Here is a 16,730-nt window from a genome sequence, read left to right as displayed (position 1 = left end):
GGACTGACGCGAGACCTGCTCGCGAGCCGACGCAGAGACCGGAGCAAGGACCGAACGGTACGGCGCCGCACGGTCGCGCTCGGCCGGACCGGCCCTCCGAGGGCCGGGCCGGTGACGCCGGGAACCGGGCCCGTGACGCCGGGAACCGGGCCGGTGACGCCGAGAACCGGGCAGATGGTCTCGGACGCCCGGCAGTGGCCGCCCACCGGGGCCGGACGGGTCGACCACCGGAGGCGGCGGGCTTCGCCCCATCAACTGTCTTTATGTTGCGCTCATATGACAAACGCATAGGCCAATTCGAGACCCCGCCAGGTGGTTACTCCAAGCGGCCCAGGGGCATCTTTCCGGTATGACCTGGATGCCCGATCGCAGCGCAGCGCCGCGCAGTCGACGCCGTACCAGCCACAGCTCGCAGAGCCTCGTCCACCGGTCCGACTGGACGGACGACCTCGGCTACGACGGGCCGGAGCACCGGTCCGGCCAGGGCGGCCCGAGCCCGCTCGGCATCCCCCGCATCATCGGCCGCCGTGCCCGCTGGGTCGGCGCCCGCCTGCGGCGCGACACCTGAGGGCCCCGAGCCGCCGCGCCTCCGGGGCGGCTCGCCGCCCCGGAGGACCGCCGCCCGGTCAGCCGATGACGCCCGGCGACAGCACCGTGAACCAGAGCAGGACGAAGGTCGCCACCGACATGATCGGCACCAGCACCTTGGTCTCCACGCTGTTGCCGCTGCGCTTGATCAGCACCAGCTCGTAGCGCTCCTTGTGGGGCCAGAGCAGCGGCGCGCCCTTCTTGGTGAGACAGTCGCCCAGCAGGTGGGCCAGTGTGCCCAGCACCACCGCGTACGGCAGCCAGCCCGGCGCGCTCGGCATCCACTTGTTGAGGCCGGCCGTACCCAGCGCGGCGAGACCGATGATCGTGATCCAGCTCGCCGGTCCGTCGCCGGGCGGGTGCAGTCGCAGCGCCCGGATCGCCAGCGCGAGCAGGAAGAACGTCAGGCCCAGGGTGAAGTTGCGGCCGAGGAAGGTCACACCCGCCCAGCTGCCCGCGCCCATCAGCGCGACGAACAGCAGCGAGTGGGTGGCGTGCCGGTGCCCGCCGGAGATCCAGGCGACGAAGCGGCAGAGCGCCCTGGAGATCGGGCCGAGGAAGTTGGCGATCGTCCCGTCGTGGTGGTCGAGGTCGGGCAGCAGGGCCGCGCCCGCGCAGAGCACCGTGCCCATGAGTATGTCGGCGGGCTGCAGCGTGGTGTGCAGCAGCAGCGGGGGCAGGAACGGCGCCGAGGCCGCGTACAGCATCGCCCCGCTGACCGCGTGCGAGTGACCCATCATGGCGTGCTCCCCCTCGTCGCGTGCTCCCCTTCGGGCGCCGCTTCCGTCACGTCGCCGTACGACGCCCCGGCGGGTCCACCACCAGGGCCGGCAGGGCCGGGCGGGTGGGCCGCGCCGACGCTATCAGCAGCGCCCGGGCCGCCGGCGGACGCCGTCGGAGGCGTCCAGGCGTACGGATACCCGCCCGGGGCACCCGTACGCCTGGACCCCGGAGCCCCGGAGTCCCGGAGTTCTGGGGTCCTGGGGTCCGCAGGCCTGGCCGCCGGTGCGCCGGCCGCCGGGCCGGGTCAGAGCGCGCAGCCCTCGGTGTCCACCCTGGCCGTGGCCGTGGCGCCCTTCTCGGCGTCCCCACGGACCTCGGCGGCGGTGAGCACGTATCCGGTGTCGGCGCTGTCCAGCGACTTGGCGAAGACCACGCCGTACACCTGCCCGTCCGGGGTGAGCAGCGGCCCGCCGCTGTTGCCCTGGCGGATCAGCGAACGCACCGAGTACACGTCGCGGACGACCTGGCCGCGGTGGTAGATGTCCGGCCCGTTGGCCTGGATCCGGCCGCGGATCCGGGCCGGCTGGACGTTGAAGGCGCCGTTCTCGGGGAACCCCGCCACGACCGCGTTGTCGTTCGTCCGGGCCTCGCCGGCGAAGGCCAGCGCGGGGGCGTTGAGCTTGGGGACGTCCAGGATCGCGATGTCGCGCTGCCAGTCGTAGCTGACCACCGTGGCGTCGTAGAGCGGCCCGACGCCGCCGACCTGCACGGTCGGCTCGTCGACGCCGCCGACCACGTGGGCGTTGGTCATCACCCGGTGCGGGGCGTAGACGAACCCGCTGCCCTCCAGGGTCTTGCCGCAGGAGGTCGCGGTGCCGACCACCTTCACCAGGGACTGCCTGGCCTTCGCCACCGCGGGGCCGGCGGCCAGGGCCGGATCGGGCGGCGAGACCTCGGTGATCGGCTCGTGCTCGAAGGGGTTGAAGACCTGCGGGAAGCCGTTGCGGGCGAGCGCCTTGGAGAAGTCGGAGAACCAGTTCGGGGCGTCACCCGGCAGGGTGTCCTGGACACCGCCGAGCACCACGGACGTCCGGACCTGCTTGGAGACGGTCGGCAGCGAGGTGCCGGCCAGGGCGGACCCGATCAGCCAGGCCACCAGCAGCATCGAGATCACGTTGACCACCGACCCGCCGGCCGCGTCCAGCACCTTGGCCGGCTTGCGGTCGATGTGGCCGCGCAGTTTCCAGCCGAAGTGCGTGGTGACCGCCTGCCCGATCGCCGCCAGCACGATCACCACCACGACCGCGACCACCGAGGCGGTGGTCCCCGGACTGAGGTGGCTGAGCAGCAGCGGGAGCAACTGGACGGCGATCAGGCCGCCGCCGAGGAAGCCCAGGACCGACAGGACGCCCACCACGAATCCCTGCCGGTACCCGGACACGGCGAAGCCGATCGCGGCGACGATCAACAGCAGATCCAGGACGTTCACCCGGACACCCTCCCACGGCCTCGCGCCGGGCGGGCACCAGGCTCGGTGAACCGCTCCTGCCCCGTGAGCGTCCGGACAACCCCGGACGACCCCGGACGACCCGGGCATCCGAGGGTGTCCGGCGACTCTCCAGCGGCTTCTCCGGCCGCTCTCCGAAAACTTGTCCGGCGGCTCTTCGGGGGTTGTCCGGCCGCTCTCCGAAAACTTGTCCGGCGGCTCTTCGGGGGTTGTCCGGCCGCTCTCCGGAAACTTTGTCCAGCGGCTCTTCGGGGGTTGTCCGGCGGTTATCCGGCCGCGGGGGTGTCGCCCAGCAGGGCCCCGGAGCGGCCGAGACTGGCCTGGGCAAGGTCGATGGCCTCCTCGGAGAGGGCCAGCGTCCTGGTGGTGTCCCAGGGGCGCTCCAGGCCGCTGTGGTGCAGCACCCGGTCGATCACCCCTGCCGTGAATCCCCAGACCAGCCGGTCGGCGACCGCGAAGGCCGGACCGAGGTGACCCGAGGGGTGCCGCAGCCTGGCCCGGTTGGCCGGGTCGGTGAGCTCGGCGATCGGTACCCGGAACACCGCGCCGGTCTCGGCCTGGTCCACCGGCCCGACCGGGCTCTCCCGCCGCCACCAGCCGAGCACCGGCGTGACCACGAACCGGCTGACCGGGATGTACAGCGCCGGGAGCGTCGCGAACACCTGCACGCCGGACGGATCGAGGCCGGTCTCCTCCCAGGCCTCGCGCAGCGCCGCCGCGACCGGCCCGGGCCCGTGCGGGTCGCCGTCCTCCGGGTCCAGCGCGCCGCCGGGGAAGGACGACTGGCCGGCGTGCGAGCGCAGCGAGCGGGCCCGCTCGATCAGCAGCAGATCCGGACCGGACGGCCCCTCGCCGAACAGCATCAGCACCGCGGAGGGCCGGCCCCCCTCGGTCGGCGGCAGGAACCGGCTCAGCTGCTCGGGCCGGACGGTCTCGGCCGCGTCCCGGACGGGCAGCAGCCAGGCCGGCAGGCCGTCCCGCTCGATCCGCGTGCTCATGCGACCTCCCCCTGCCCGTCGCCGGCGGCGGCTCCAGAGCCTGCCGCCCCGCCCGCGCCGGGCGCCGCGGCCTGTCCCGGGTAGCCGGCCGGCGGCCGCAGCCGCTGGCCGGGCTGCCCGCCCAGCTCGTACTTCAGCAGCTTCCGCGCCTTCTCCGGGTCCGTCTCGCCCTCCCCGTAGGAGGGGCAGAGCGGGGCGATCGGGCAGGCCCCGCAGGCGGGCTTGCGGGAGTGGCAGACCCGCCGGCCGTGGAAGACCACGCGGTGCGAGAGCATCGTCCACTCGGACTTCGGGAAGATCTCGGCGACCGCCGCCTCGACCTTCTCCGGGTCCTCCTCGGCGGTCCAGCCGAAGCGTCGCGCCAGCCGCCCGAAGTGGGTGTCGACGGTGATACCCGGCACTCCGAAGGCGTTGCCGAGCACCACGTTCGCGGTCTTCCGGCCGACTCCGGGCAGGGTGACCAGGTCCTCCAGGCGCCCGGGCACCTCGCCGTCGAAGCGGTCCCGCAGGGCGGCCGAGAGGCCGAGCAGCGAGCGGGCCTTGGCCCGGAAGAAGCCGGTCGGCCGGATGATCTCCTCCAGCTCCTCCGGCACCGCCACCGCCATGTCCTCCGGCGTCGGATACTTCGCGAACAGCGCCGGCGTGGTCTGGTTCACCCGCAGGTCGGTGGTCTGCGCCGACAGCACGGTGGCCACCAGCAACTCGAAGGGGTTCTCGAAGTCCAGCTCCGGGTGCGCGTACGGGTACAGCTCCGCCAGCTCACGGTTGATCTTCCGGGCCCGCCGCACCATCGCCAGGTGCGACTCCGGCTTCCTCGGCTTCGCGGCCGGCTTCGTCACCGGCTTCGTGACCTTCTTCGCCACCGGCGCGGCCGCCTTGCGGACCTTGCTCTCTGCCATGCACGAAGGCTACGCCGCGGGAGCGGGCCCACGAAGCTCGTTCACGAGGACGGCCGGACGATCGGCGCCCGGCTCCGGTCCCGAGCCGGAGCCGGGCGGGTACCGTCCGACGGCCGGGCCGGCGGGCCGGACCGCTTCGCAAGCGTCCGGCGCGGCCGCGCCGATCTTGATTGACGCACCGCCAGGCAGGTTGCGCGGCTTCGCGAATGCCCGCACACACGCCGGGGGGGAACAGGCCGCGGAACACATCAGGATTCGAGAAGCGCCGGCCACCGGGCCGCCGCTACGGTGACGGCCATGGACATCACCATTCACACCAGCTTCCTCCCGCACGACGACCCGGAGGCGTCCCTGGCGTTCTACCGCGACGTGCTCGGGTTCGAGGTCCGCAGCGACGTCGGGACCGGGACGATGCGCTGGATCACGGTCGGCCCCGCCGGCCAGCCCGGCACGTCCATCCTGCTGGCGCCGCCGGCCGCCGACCCCGGGATCACCGAGGAGGAGCGCCGCACCATCACCCAGATGATGGCCAAGGGCACCTACGGCTGGATCCTGCTGGCCACCCGGGACCTCGACGGCACCTTCGAGAAGCTGCAGGCCGGCGACGCCGAGGTGGTCCAGGAGCCGACCCGGCAGCCGTACGGCATCCGCGACTGCGCCTTCCGGGACCCCGCGGGCAACCTGGTCCGCATCCAGGAGGTGGGCTGAGCCGGCCGGCCGGCCGACCGGCTCGGCCGCCGCACAGCCGGCGGGCACCCTGCCGCCTGCCCCGGCGGACACCCAGGGTGCCCGCGGACACCGACGAGAAGAAGGAGTCCTCACATGTGCCGTCCCGGGTGGCATCGCGCACGCATCGCGGCGCAGCACCTGAACGACCTCGCGCGGCTGCGCCGCGTACGGGACCGGATCGACCGGGAGTACGAGCAGCCGCTGGACGTGGTGGCGCTCGCCCGCAGCGTGGAGATGCCGGCCGGGCAGCTCGGCCGGGAGTTCCGGCTCGCCTACGGCCGTTCGCCGTACGCCTATCTGACGGCGCGTCGCATCGAGCACGCCAAGGCGCTGCTGCGGTGCGGGGACCTCGGCGCGGCCGAGGTCTGGTCCGCGGTCGGCTGCGCCTCGCCGGGCGTCTTCAGCGCCCGCTTCACCGAGCTGGTCGGCCTGCCGCCCGCCGCCTTCCGGCACCGGGCCGCGGGCCCGGCCGTGGGGTTGCCGCCGAGGCCGGCGGAACACCGGAGCGGACCGGTCAGGAATCGAGAAGCGCTCGCCTCCGAGCCCCAACCAGCGTGACTGTCATGGCAACCGTCGAGTCCCTCGCCATCGAGGTGGCCGGCCTCGCGGCCGCCGACGACATCGGTGTCCCGATCGACGGCAACGGCTCGCACCGGCTGGTGCTCAGCGGCGACGCCGGCCCGTTCAGCGATCCGGACGGGTTCGCCCGGGAGGCCGCCTCGCCGGTGCCCGCGGCCTGATCCTCGCCGCCGACGCACCACGGACGACGCGCGCGCAGGACCCCGCACGCACACGCACCGACGCACGATGCACCGACGACCCGATGAACCACCTGCCCTGCCCTGCCCTGCCCTGCCCTGCCCTGCCCTGCCCTGCCCTGCCCTGCCCTGTCCTGTCCTGTCCGAGAGGAACCGCAATGAAGAGCACCCGGACGTCCGGCACGAGCACCACCGCAGCCGCCGAGAAGTACGACGGCTTCACGGACGAGGAGCGCAGCGCGATGAAGGAGCGCGCCCAGGAGCTGAAGGCGGTCAAGTCCCGCGGCTCGAAGGCGGCCAAGCCGGATCCGGAGATCGAGGTGCTCGCGAAGATCGCCGAGATGACGGAGGCGGACCGCCTGCTCGCCGAACGGGTGCACGGCATCGTCAGGGCCACCGCGCCGGACCTCACCCCCAAGCTCTGGTACGGAATGCCCGCGTACGCCAAGGACGGCAAGATCGTCTGTTTCTTCCAGTGCGCGCAGAAGTTCAAGTCCCGCTACGCCACGCTGGGCTTCAGCGACCAGGCGGCCCTGGACGACGGCACCCTGTGGCCGACCACCTTCGCGCTGACCGAGCTGACCGCCGCCGCCGAGGCGCAGATCACCGAGCTGGTCAGGAGGGCGGTGGGCTGAGGGCAGGCCGGACGCCGGAGGCGCCACGCCGGGGGCGGCGCCGAGAGGGGCTGGCGGCCCCGGCGGGCCGTGGCGGTCCGGCTCGTGGATCATGGGTCAGGGGGCGCGGAGCGCGGGCGTGCGCGCCCTGGCAGACGGGGATGCGACCGTCTCGTCGCCCCCGCGGGGCCCGGTGTGATCTTCTTGAGCCGGACGGTGTCCGAAGCCGCCCGGACGGGTGGACAGCCCACCCGGCCGGCGCTGAACAAACCCTCATCGGAAGGAACTCCCCCATGGACGAGCAGTTCGACGTCGTCGTACTCGGTGCGGGCCCCGGCGGCTACGTGGCCGCCATCCGCGCCGCCCAGCTGGGCAAGCGGGTCGCGGTGGTCGAGGAGAAGTACTGGGGCGGCGTCTGCCTGAACGTCGGCTGCATCCCGACCAAGGCGCTGCTGCGCAACGCCGAGCTGGCCCACATCTTCACCCATGAGGCGAAGACCTTCGGGATCAAGGTCGACGGTGAGGTGTCCTTCGACTACAACGAGGCGTTCAAGCGCAGCCGCCGGGTCGCGGACGGCCGGGTCAAGGGCGTCCACTACCTGATGAAGAAGAACGGCATAGCCGAGTTCGACGGCCGCGGCACCTTCCTCGACGCGAACACCCTGCAGGTCGCGCTGGCGGACGGCAGCACCCGGACGATCGGCTTCGGCGACTGCATCATCGCCACCGGCGCGACCCCCCGCCTGCTGCCCGGCACCAGCCGCAGCGAGCGGGTCGTCACGTACGAGGAGCAGATCCTGGCGGAGGACGTGCCGCGCTCGATCGTGATCGCGGGCGCCGGGGCGATCGGCATCGAGTTCGCGTACGTGCTGCACAACTACGGCGTGAAGGTCACCGTCGTCGAGTTCCTGGACCGGATCGCCCCGCTGGAGGACGCGGACGTCTCGGCGGAGCTGGCCAAGCAGTACCGCAAGCTCGGCATCGACGTCCTGACCTCGACCCGGGTGGAGTCGATCGACGAGTCCGGGCCGCAGGTGCGGGTGAGCGTCACCGGCAAGGACGGCGTGCAGCAGGTGCTGGAGGCCGACAAGGTCCTGCAGGCGATCGGGTTCGCGCCCAACGTCACGGGCTACGGCCTGGAGGCCACCGGCGTGCGGCTCACCGAGCGCGGCGCGATCGACGTGGACGGCCGCTGCCGCACCTCGGTGCCGCACATCTACGCGATCGGCGACGTGACCGCGAAGCTGATGCTCGCGCACACCGCCGAGGCCATGGGCGTGGTCGCCGCCGAGACGATCGCGGACGCCGAGACGATGGAGCTCGACTACCCGATGATCCCGCGCGCCACCTACTGCCAGCCGCAGATCGCCAGTTTCGGATGGACCGAGGCGCAGGCCCGCGAGAAGGGCTTCGACGTCAAGGTCGCCAAGTTCCCGTTCACCGCGAACGGCAAGGCGCACGGCCTCGGCGACCCCACCGGCTTCGTGAAGCTGATCAGCGACGCGAAGTACGGGGAGATCATCGGCGCCCACCTGATCGGCCCGGACGTCACCGAGCTGCTGCCCGAGCTGACGCTGGCCCAGCAGTGGGACCTCACCGTGCACGAGGTCGCCCGCAACATCCACGCGCACCCGACCCTGGGCGAGGCCGTGAAGGAAGCGGTGCACGGGCTCGCCGGGCACATGATCAACTTCTGATCCCGGGGGCGGCCGGACGGCCGCCACCGCATCACCGGGCCCGGCCCGCGGCACCTGCCGCAGGCCGGGCCCGGCCGCGTCACGGCAACCGACGAGCCGATCGCCTCACGCCCCCGCCGAGCCGATCGAGGAGCCCGTCCGGGGGCGCCACGGACCCGTGGTCCACGCCTTTCATGAACATCGTCCGAACTCGGCGCTCCGGGCCGGTCCCGCTGCCTAGGCTGCGGCCGTCCCGCACCAGAATCCGAGAGATGTGACGATGCTCTTCCTTTCCATCCTGCTGCTCGCCGTTGCCCTGGTCCTGCTCATACTCAGACGGCGGCGGGTGACGACGTCCGGCTGGGCCACCTTCGGCGGTCTCCTGTCCGGCGTGCTCGGGCTGCTCGTCGGGCTCGGTACGGTCATGTACGTGGTGGCCCCGTACCAGGTGGGCGTGCCGACCACTCTGGGCAAGGTCGGGGGGACCTGGCAGTCCGGCCTGCACCTGAAGTCGCCGCTGACGGACGTCACCACATTCTCGACCCGGCCGGCCGACCTCAACCTCACCGGCGACAACACGGTGGAGGTCCGCTCCTCCGAGGGCGGGGTGCTCTACGCCGACCTCACCGTGAAGTGGTCCATCGACCCCGAGCACACCCTGGCGCTGTACAAGCTGGCCGGCAGCGCCGAGGCCGTCGAGCAACGCCTGGTCTACCCGGACAGCCGGGAGATCGTCCGCAACGTCTTCGCCAAGCACACCGGCGTGGAGGGCTACTCCTCGCAGCGCGAGGCGATCAGCACCGAGATCGACCAGCTGATCACCCAGCGGCTGGCCCCGCGCGGCATCCTGGTGAACGGCGTCAACCTGCGCAACGTCAAGCCCAGCGACGGCCTGCAGAAGGCCATCGACCAGAAGATCCAGCAGGACCAGGCCACCGCCCAGGCAGAGGCGGCCACCCGGACGGCCAAGGCCGAGGCGGAGAAGCGCAAGATCGAATCGGAGAGCACCGCGGCCGCGAACAGCGTGATCGCCAACTCGCTGACCGACAAGATCCTGCTCAGCCAGTGCATCGAGGCCTTCAAGGCCGCGGCCGAGAAGAACCCGGTCTACGCCAGCCCGTGCGGCCCGGCGGGCACCCCGGTGATCGTGGACGGCACCAAGCGCTGACCGGGCCCCCACGCCGGAGTCCGGCCCGGGCCGCGGCCTGCAACCAGCGCGCGAGCGACCCACGACCGCCCCGCGACCGACCCACGAGCGCCGTCGTGCCCGGGCCGGAACCGGCCTCCCGCGCCCGGCCGGGCGGGCCCTGACCAGCGGGGCCGAAATGTAACCGATGAGTACGAATGGCCCCGTACAGTGCTCCCCGGCGCACCCCCTCCTCATATGATCGGAGCGACATGCGCCATGCTTGGTGATGCAGAGCACTGTACGGACTTGCGCCGACCGCCCCGACAGGCGGACGGCCGAGAAGGAGGAAGCACGTGGACGACGTTCTGCGGCGCGCCGCACTCTTCGCGGCACTCGACGACGAGCAGGCCGGCGAGCTGCGCGCTTCCATGACCGAGGTGACCCTCGCCCGTGGTGAGTCCCTCTTCCACGAGGGCGACCCGGGCGACCGCCTCTACGTGGTCGCCGAGGGCAAGGTCAAGCTGCACCGGGCCTCGCCCGACGGCCGCGAGAACATGCTCGCGGTGCTCGGCCCCAGCGAGATGATCGGCGAGCTGTCGCTCTTCGACCCCGGACCGCGCACCGCCACGGCCAGTGCGCTCACCGAGGTCAAGCTGCTCGGGCTCGGCCACGGCGACCTGCAGCCCTGGCTGCACGCCCGCCCGGAGGTCTCCATCGCGCTGCTGCGGGCCATCGCCCGCCGCCTGCGCCGGACCAACGACGTGATGTCCGACCTGGTCTTCTCCGACGTGCCCGGCCGCGTGGCCAAGGCCCTGCTGGACCTCTCGCGCCGCTTCGGCGTGCCGTCCGACGAGGGCATCCACGTCGCCCACGACCTCACCCAGGAGGAGCTGGCCCAGCTGGTCGGCGCCTCCCGCGAGACGGTCAACAAGGCGCTCGCCGACTTCGCCGGCCGCGGCTGGCTGAAGCTGGAGGCCCGCGCCGTGGTCCTGATGGACGTCGAGCGGCTGTCCCGGCGCTCGCGCTGACACCCGCCGTCACCGGCACCGACGAGGGCCCGTACGCCACCGGCGTACGGGCCCTCGGGCGTTTCCGGGCGCGGGTGCCCGGCCGTGGCAGGCGGGCCGGCCGGCGCTCAGATCAGGCCGTGGTCCTCCAGGTAGCGCAGCTGCGCGCGTACGGAGAGTTCGGCGGCCGGCCACAGCGCCCGGTCCACGTCCGCGTAGACCCGGGCGACCACCTCCTGTGCGGTGCGGCAGCCGGCCTCCACGGCGGTCTCGACCTGGGCCAGCCGGTTCGCGCGGTGCGCCAGGTAGTAGTCCACCGCGCCGAGCGCGTCCGCGAGCACCGGGCCGTGGCCCGGCAGCACCGTACGGACACCGTGCTCGGAGGCCATGGTGTGCAGCCGGCGCAGCGAGTCCAGGTAGTCGCCGAGCTGCCCGTCCGGGTGGGCGACCATCGTGGTGCCGCGGCCCAGCACGGTGTCGCCGGTCAGGACGGCGCCGTCGGCGGGCAGGTGGAAGGTGAGCGAGTCCGCGGTGTGGCCCGGGGTCCCGACCACCCGCAGGTCCAGGCCGCCGACCTCCAGCCGCTGCCCGGGCCGCAGGCCCTCGTCGCCGAGCCGGTGCGCCGGGTCCAGCGCGAGCACCTTGGTGCCGGTCAGCTCGGCGAAGCGGGCCGCGCCCTCGGCGTGGTCCGGGTGGCCGTGGGTGAGCAGGGTCAGCGCGACCCGTCGGCCCTGCCGCTCGGCGGTCTCCACCACGTGGCGCAGGTGGCCCTCGTCCAGCGGGCCGGGGTCGACGACCACGGCCAGGTCCGAGCCGGGCTCGGCGAGCAGCCAGGTGTTGGTGCCGTCCAGCGTCATCGGTGACGGGTTCGGCGCCAGCACGCAATGTGCCCGGGGGGTGGCCTCGCCGCCGACGACGGCGGCGGGGTCACCCGGGAGAAGACCGCTCACCGGCCGCCCTCGCAGCTGCGATGCAGCCGGCGCGACGGGAAGGTGCGCGTCAGCGGGCGCAGCCAGGGCTCGTCGCCGCACTGGCCGCCGCTGTCGGTGGCGAGCGCACGGGGCGTCAGGGTGTGGGAGGTCAGGGCGCGGGCGGGCAGCTCAGGTGCCGTCCGGCGATCCACGTCGTTGTGGTTCATCGGGCGAAGTTCCTTCCTCGGGGTAGTGTCCGTCGATGGTCAGCTCCTCATACCCCGACCATCGCACCGTCATTCGATCACCCGCCACCTCGGCCCGGCCGAGGATCGGGTCCAGTCCGCGGTTGCTCGCCGCGGACAGGGCTTCGGCGGCCGCACGCAGCGGCAGCAGTTCGCGCAGCACGGTCACGGTCGGCGGCAGCATGCCGTACCGGCCCTGCTCGTGCCCCTGGACGGCGTCGGCCGGGGAGAGCCAGGCGACCTTGTCGGCCTCGCCGACCTCAAGGGCGGCGAGCTGACCGGGCGGCATCACGGCGACGAAGAACCAGGTGTCGTAGCGCCGCTCCTCGAAGGCCGGGGTGACCCAGCGGGCCCAGCCGGCCAGCAGGTCGCTGCGCAGCACCAGGCCGTGCTTGCGGAGGAACTCGGCGAAGGAGATCTCGTGCGCCTCCAGGGCGGCCCGCTCCGCGCTCCAGTCGCGCGGGGCCACCGTGCTGGTGGCGTCCGGGCCGGCCAGCAGGACGCCGGCCTCCTCGAAGGTCTCCCGGACGGCCGCGCAGACCACCGCCTGCGCGGTGCTCGGGTCCACCCCGAGTCGGGCGCCCCACTCCTGCGGGCCGGGACCGGCCCAGCCGATCTCGGCCTCGGCATCCCGCGGGTCCACCCCGCCGCCCGGGTAGGCGTACATCCCGGCGGCGAAGGCCATCGAGGCGCGCCGGCGCAGCAGGTATGCCTCGGGTCCGGCGGCGCCGTCCCTCAGCAGGACGACCGTCGCGGAGGGCTTGGGCACCGGCGGCGTCAGCTCGCCGGCCTCGACCGCCCGGATCCGGGCAGGCCAGGACGGCGGCATCGGGAGCGACTTCGCCTGGTGATCCATGTCCGGATGCTATGCAGACGGAGGCGGCCTTGGACAGAGCCCAGGCCGGCCGATTCACGCCGCCGCCCGCCGGAGCGGGCCCGGCCCGGCCGCGCTGCCCCCGCCCGCCGCCACCGACCGGGCGGGCGACCGGCCGGGCGGCGCCCCGGAAAGAGGTCAGGCCCGCGGCCCGAGGGCGGCGGGCCTGCGGCTCCGAGGGGTCAGGCCTGCGGCTTCAGCCGGACCTGGATCTCGATCTCGACCGGGGCGTCCAGCGGCAGCACCGCGACACCCACCGCGCTGCGGGCGTGCACACCGGCCGCTCCGAAGGCGTGGCCGAACAGCTCGCTGGCGCCGTTGACGACGCCCGGCTGCCCGGTGAAGTCGGCGGCGGAGGCGACGAAGCCGACCACCTTCACGATCCGCTCGATCTGGTCCAGGTCACCGATCACGGCCTTCACGGCGGCCAGCGCGTTCAGCGCGCAGATCTGCGCGAGCGCCTTGCCCTCCTCGGGGGTGACCTCGGCGCCGATCTTGCCGGTGGTCTGCAGCTTGCCCGCCACCATGGGGAGCTGACCCGAGGTGAAGACGTACTCGCCCGAGCGGACGGCCGGCACGTACGCGGCGACCGGCGGGGCCACCTCGGGCACGCTCAGGCCGAGCTCGGCCAGCTTGGTCTCGACCTGGCTCATGCCTTCTCCCGCTTGAGGTAGGCCACCAGCTGCTCGGGGTTCGGCCCCGGAACGACCTGGACGAGCTCCCAGCCGTCCTGGCCCCAGTTGTCGAGGATCTGCTTGGTCGCGTGGACGAGCAGCGGCACGGTTACGTATTCCCACTTGGTCATGGGGCTGACTCTAGACGAGGAGGCGGGCGGGCCGGCGCCGCGCGAAGCGCGTCGGGCACGGCGCCGCGGACCCGGCCGGGGTGTGAGGTGAGCCACAAACAGGGCATGAATCAGACCTGGCCATCCCGATGCTCCCGGCATCGGGCCCGGTCCCTGGTTACCCTCGCGGGAGGGCACCTCGCGGTGCCGGCCCTCGGAACGGACGGAGACGGAGCGTGGCACGCACCCCCGACCAGGCGGCCCGGCGCGACCCCGGCGGGGAAGCCGGACCGCGCGGGACGGAGGCCCCGGAGGGCGGTGGGCCGGCCGGCGCAGCCTCGGAGGAGGCCGCACCCGCGGACCGGACCGGCGAGGACGGCCACTGGGAGGGCGTCCGGCTGCACGTGGTCAGCGGGAAGGGCGGCACCGGCAAGACGACGGTGGCCGCCGCGCTGGCGCTGGCCCTGGCCGCCGAGGGCGGCCGCACCCTGCTGATCGAGGTCGAGGGCCGCCAGGGCATCGCCGAGCTGTTCGGCATCGCCGCGCTGCCCTACGAGGAGCGCCGGATCGCCACCGTCTCGCGCGCCCAGCTCGGGCTGCCGGCGGACGGCGGCGAGCGCCGCGCCGGGCGGAGCGCCGCCGGCAAGGCGGGCGCCAAGCCCGTCGGCGGGGGCGGGGAGGTGTTCGCGCTCGCGATCGACACCGAGCTGGCCCTGCTGGAGTACCTCGACATGTTCTACAAGCTCGGCCGGGCCGGGAAGGCCCTGCAGAAGACCGGCTTCGTCGACTTCGCGACCACCATCGCCCCGGGCGTCCGGGACGTCCTGCTGACCGGCAAGGCCTGCGAGGCCGCCCGGCGCAAGGGCGCCGACGGCCGCCGGGCGTACGACGCGATCGTGATGGACGCGCCGCCCACCGGCCGGCTCACCAGGTTCCTGAACGTCAACTCCGAGGTCGCCGGCCTGGCCAGGTTCGGCCCGATCCACTCCCAGGCCCAGGCGGTGATGCGGGTGCTGAAGTCGCCGGAGACGGCCGTGCACCTGGTCACCCTGCTGGAGGAGATGCCGGTGCAGGAGACCGTGGACGGCTTCACCGAGCTGCGGGAGGCCTCGCTGCCGGTGGGCGGGGTACTGGTCAACATGGTCCGGCCGCCGATACTGGACGCCGCCGCGGTCGCGGCCGTGGACGGCGACCACCGCGAGGAGGTCGCCCTGGCGCTGGCCGACGCGGGCCTCGGCGGGCGCGCGCGGACCGGCGCCGCCGTCCGGGCCGCGGTGGAACCACTGATCGACCCGCTGCTGGAGCAGGCCCGCGAGCACGCCGAGCGGGTCGAGCTGGAGCGTGAGCAGCGGGCCGATCTGCAGCACCTCAAGCTGCCGACCTACGAACTCCCGCTGTTGAGCGAGGGCGTGGACCTCGGCGGCCTGTACCGGCTGGCGGGCGAGCTGAAGCGGCAGGGGGCGGCATGACGAGCGGCGGCAGGGGCGACGCGCGCAGCGGCGCACGGGGCACGGCCGAGGACGGCGCACGGCCCGGGGCCCGGGGCAACGGGCTGGCGGTCGACCGGCTGATCGACGACCCGGCGACCCGGATCGTGGTGTGCTGCGGCTCGGGCGGCGTCGGGAAGACCACGACGGCGGCGGCGATCGGCCTGCGGGCGGCCGAGCGCGGCCGGAAGGTGGTCGTGCTGACCATCGACCCGGCCCGCCGGCTCGCCCAGTCGATGGGCCTGACCGAGCTGGACAACACCCCACGGATCGTCAAGGGCGTCAGCGGCGACGGTGAGCTGCAGGCCATGATGCTCGACATGAAGCGGACCTTCGACGAGGTCGTGCTCGCCCACGCCGAGCCCGAACGGGCCAAGGCGATCATGGAGAACCCGTTCTACCAGTCCCTGTCGGCCGGCTTCGCGGGCACGCAGGAGTACATGGCGATGGAGAAGCTGGGCCAGCTGCGCGACGCCGGCGAGTGGGACCTGATCGTCGTCGACACCCCGCCCTCCCGCTCGGCCCTGGACTTCCTGGACGCGCCGAACCGGCTCGGCTCCTTCCTGGACGGGAAGGTGATCCGGCTGCTGGCCGCGCCCGCCAAGGTCGGCGGCCGCAGTGCGATGAAGTTCCTGAACGTCGGGATGGGTCTGATCACCGGCACCCTGGGCAAGATCTTCGGCGCCCAGCTGCTGACCGACGTGCAGACCTTCGTCAGCGCCATGGACTCGATGTTCGGCGGCTTCCGTGAGCGCGCCGACCGGACGTACCAGCTGCTGAAGGCACCGGGCACCGCGTTCCTGGTCGTCGCGGCGCCGGAGCGGGACGCGCTGCGCGAGGCCGCGTACTTCGTCGACCGGCTGGAGGCGGACCGGATGCCGCTGGCCGGCCTGGTGCTCAACCGGGTGCACAGCACGGGCGCGCCGCAGCTCACGGCCGAGCGCGCGCTGGCGGCGGCCGAGGCGCTGGAGGAGAACGGCTCCGAGACGGCCTCCCCCGAAGCCGAACTGCTGGCGGCCGGACTCCTGCGGCTGCACGCCGAGCGGATGCAGATCATGGCCCGGGAACGGCGCACCCGGGACCGTTTCGTGTCGGTGTACCCGGACGTGCCGATCGTCGAGGTCGCGGCCCTCCCCGGTGACGTCCACGACCTGGACGGGCTGCGCGCCGTCGGCGAACTGCTCGGCGGCGGCACCGGGGAGTGACCCGGCGCCCCGCGGCCGAACGGCGGCGGGCTCAGCCCGCCTGCGCGTAGTCCGTCAGGATCACGCCGGTCGCGAGGGACTCCTCGTACTCGGTGCGTGCCGTCTCCAGCAGGCGCCGCCAGGACATCACCGTCGGGCGCCGGCGCAGCAGCGCCCTGCGCTCGCGCTCCGTCATACCGCCCCAGACCCCGAACTCCACCCGGTTGTCGAGCGCGTCCGCCAGGCATTCGGTACGTACCGGACACCCGCTGCACACTGCCTTGGCGCGGTTCTGCGCCGCCCCCTGGACGAACAATTCGTCCGGATCACTAGTGCGGCAGGCAGCCTGCGCACTCCAGTCGTCTACCCAGCCCATGCCGGCGCCGTCCTCTCCCGAATCGAGGCTCCCCCACGGCGGCAACGGCATATTCACCGTTGCCAGTTGAGGACGTTACGGAAGAACGGCAGGTTGCAACAGCCCCTTCGGGCCCAATCTCGAATGACCCGATTGGACTATGGGTACCGGCTAGCTCACTCGTTGGAGTGATCGCAGGTCGCAGGCCTTGCCAAGAACACACTGGCAACTCTCGCCACGCAGGCCGCCACGGAGAGTCACC

General features: G+C 73.2%; 20 protein-coding genes. 10 read left to right on the top strand and 10 right to left on the bottom strand.

Annotation, left to right across the window (positions count from 1 at the left end; translation table 11 throughout):
• Window positions 1–349 precede the first annotated feature (349 nt).
• The gene (locus tag OG689_RS22585) at window positions 350–568 is read left to right on the top strand and encodes a hypothetical protein (RefSeq protein WP_266322724.1); all 219 of its coding nucleotides are present in this window, start codon (window positions 350–352) and stop codon (window positions 566–568) included.
• Window positions 569–626: 58 nt separating this feature from the next.
• Here OG689_RS22585 and OG689_RS22580 read toward each other — a convergent pair whose 3' ends face one another.
• The 4 genes from OG689_RS22580 to nth all read right to left on the bottom strand — a co-directional run bounded on the left by OG689_RS22580 (window position 627) and on the right by nth (window position 4,715).
• On the bottom strand, window positions 627–1,328 hold the full coding sequence (locus OG689_RS22580) for a metal-dependent hydrolase (RefSeq protein WP_266322723.1): 702 nt from the start codon (window positions 1,326–1,328) through the stop codon (window positions 627–629).
• A gap of 287 nt (window positions 1,329–1,615) precedes the next feature.
• Window positions 1,616–2,800: a MarP family serine protease gene (locus tag OG689_RS22575; protein ID WP_266322722.1), complete on the bottom strand. Its 1,185-nt coding sequence runs from the start codon at window positions 2,798–2,800 to the stop codon at window positions 1,616–1,618.
• 284 nt (window positions 2,801–3,084) lie between these two features.
• On the bottom strand, window positions 3,085–3,816 hold the full coding sequence (locus OG689_RS22570) for a CoA pyrophosphatase (protein WP_266322721.1): 732 nt from the start codon (window positions 3,814–3,816) through the stop codon (window positions 3,085–3,087).
• The gene (gene nth / locus OG689_RS22565) at window positions 3,813–4,715 is read right to left on the bottom strand and encodes an endonuclease III (RefSeq protein WP_266322720.1); all 903 of its coding nucleotides are present in this window, start codon (window positions 4,713–4,715) and stop codon (window positions 3,813–3,815) included. The genes OG689_RS22570 and nth overlap by 4 nt, the downstream gene beginning before the upstream one ends.
• 297 nt (window positions 4,716–5,012) lie before the next feature.
• On the opposite strand from nth, the gene OG689_RS22560 reads away from it, so the two are divergent.
• The 7 genes from OG689_RS22560 (at window position 5,013) to OG689_RS22530 (ending at window position 10,649) form a co-directional block, all read left to right on the top strand.
• Window positions 5,013–5,423, top strand: a complete 411-nt coding sequence (locus OG689_RS22560) for a VOC family protein (RefSeq protein WP_073924787.1) — start codon at window positions 5,013–5,015, stop codon at window positions 5,421–5,423.
• 114 nt (window positions 5,424–5,537) lie between these two features.
• Complete coding sequence (locus tag OG689_RS22555) at window positions 5,538–6,002, top strand: AraC family transcriptional regulator (protein ID WP_266322719.1); 465 nt, start codon at window positions 5,538–5,540, stop codon at window positions 6,000–6,002.
• A 5-nt stretch (window positions 6,003–6,007) separates the two neighbouring features.
• A complete protein-coding gene (locus OG689_RS22550; protein ID WP_266322718.1) occupies window positions 6,008–6,184 on the top strand; it encodes a hypothetical protein in 177 nt (58 codons plus the stop codon).
• A gap of 176 nt (window positions 6,185–6,360) precedes the next feature.
• Window positions 6,361–6,837, top strand: coding sequence for a DUF1801 domain-containing protein (locus tag OG689_RS22545; protein ID WP_266322717.1), 477 nt, complete (start codon window positions 6,361–6,363; stop codon window positions 6,835–6,837).
• A gap of 272 nt (window positions 6,838–7,109) precedes the next feature.
• Window positions 7,110–8,513 carry a dihydrolipoyl dehydrogenase gene (gene lpdA, locus OG689_RS22540; protein WP_266322716.1) on the top strand — a complete coding sequence of 468 codons (1,404 nt, stop codon included), beginning with the start codon at window positions 7,110–7,112 and terminating at the stop codon, window positions 8,511–8,513.
• Window positions 8,514–8,772: 259 nt separating this feature from the next.
• A complete protein-coding gene (locus OG689_RS22535) occupies window positions 8,773–9,660 on the top strand; it encodes a prohibitin family protein (protein ID WP_266322715.1) in 888 nt (295 codons plus the stop codon).
• A 314-nt stretch (window positions 9,661–9,974) separates the two neighbouring features.
• Window positions 9,975–10,649 carry a Crp/Fnr family transcriptional regulator gene (locus OG689_RS22530; RefSeq protein WP_073924653.1) on the top strand — a complete coding sequence of 225 codons (675 nt, stop codon included), beginning with the start codon at window positions 9,975–9,977 and terminating at the stop codon, window positions 10,647–10,649.
• Window positions 10,650–10,756: 107 nt separating this feature from the next.
• Here OG689_RS22530 and OG689_RS22525 read toward each other — a convergent pair whose 3' ends face one another.
• The 5 genes from OG689_RS22525 to OG689_RS22505 form a co-directional block, all read right to left on the bottom strand.
• The gene (locus OG689_RS22525) at window positions 10,757–11,578 is read right to left on the bottom strand and encodes an MBL fold metallo-hydrolase (protein ID WP_266322714.1); all 822 of its coding nucleotides are present in this window, start codon (window positions 11,576–11,578) and stop codon (window positions 10,757–10,759) included.
• Window positions 11,575–11,766 carry a hypothetical protein gene (locus OG689_RS22520; RefSeq protein ID WP_266322713.1) on the bottom strand — a complete coding sequence of 64 codons (192 nt, stop codon included), beginning with the start codon at window positions 11,764–11,766 and terminating at the stop codon, window positions 11,575–11,577. Before OG689_RS22520 ends, OG689_RS22525 begins: the two co-directional genes overlap by 4 nt.
• The gene (locus tag OG689_RS22515; RefSeq protein WP_266322712.1) at window positions 11,729–12,640 is read right to left on the bottom strand and encodes an NUDIX domain-containing protein; all 912 of its coding nucleotides are present in this window, start codon (window positions 12,638–12,640) and stop codon (window positions 11,729–11,731) included. The genes OG689_RS22520 and OG689_RS22515 overlap by 38 nt, the downstream gene beginning before the upstream one ends.
• Window positions 12,641–12,840: 200 nt before the next feature.
• The gene (locus OG689_RS22510; protein ID WP_073924655.1) at window positions 12,841–13,311 is read right to left on the bottom strand and encodes a RidA family protein; all 471 of its coding nucleotides are present in this window, start codon (window positions 13,309–13,311) and stop codon (window positions 12,841–12,843) included.
• A complete protein-coding gene (locus OG689_RS22505; RefSeq protein WP_190211199.1) occupies window positions 13,308–13,463 on the bottom strand; it encodes a DUF4177 domain-containing protein in 156 nt (51 codons plus the stop codon). The genes OG689_RS22510 and OG689_RS22505 overlap by 4 nt, the downstream gene beginning before the upstream one ends.
• 377 nt (window positions 13,464–13,840) lie before the next feature.
• On the opposite strand from OG689_RS22505, the gene OG689_RS22500 reads away from it, so the two are divergent.
• Both OG689_RS22500 and OG689_RS22495 read left to right on the top strand, forming a co-directional pair.
• Window positions 13,841–14,911, top strand: coding sequence for an ArsA-related P-loop ATPase (locus tag OG689_RS22500; RefSeq protein WP_266327347.1), 1,071 nt, complete (start codon window positions 13,841–13,843; stop codon window positions 14,909–14,911).
• Window positions 14,908–16,134 (top strand): ArsA family ATPase, encoded by a 1,227-nt coding sequence (locus OG689_RS22495; protein WP_266322711.1) that lies wholly within the window; start codon window positions 14,908–14,910, stop codon window positions 16,132–16,134. Before OG689_RS22500 ends, OG689_RS22495 begins: the two co-directional genes overlap by 4 nt.
• A gap of 31 nt (window positions 16,135–16,165) precedes the next feature.
• Here the strand turns inward: OG689_RS22495 and OG689_RS22490 are convergent, their stop codons facing one another.
• Window positions 16,166–16,489 (bottom strand): WhiB family transcriptional regulator, encoded by a 324-nt coding sequence (locus OG689_RS22490; RefSeq protein ID WP_033333275.1) that lies wholly within the window; start codon window positions 16,487–16,489, stop codon window positions 16,166–16,168.
• Window positions 16,490–16,730 lie beyond the last annotated feature (241 nt).

Origin of the sequence: Kitasatospora sp. NBC_00240 (assembly GCF_026342405.1) — a bacterium.
In the GTDB taxonomy this organism is placed as follows: domain Bacteria; phylum Actinomycetota; class Actinomycetes; order Streptomycetales; family Streptomycetaceae; genus Kitasatospora.
The sequence above is the reverse complement of the archived record's forward strand: the minus strand, read 5'-3'. Positions and strand labels throughout refer to the sequence as shown.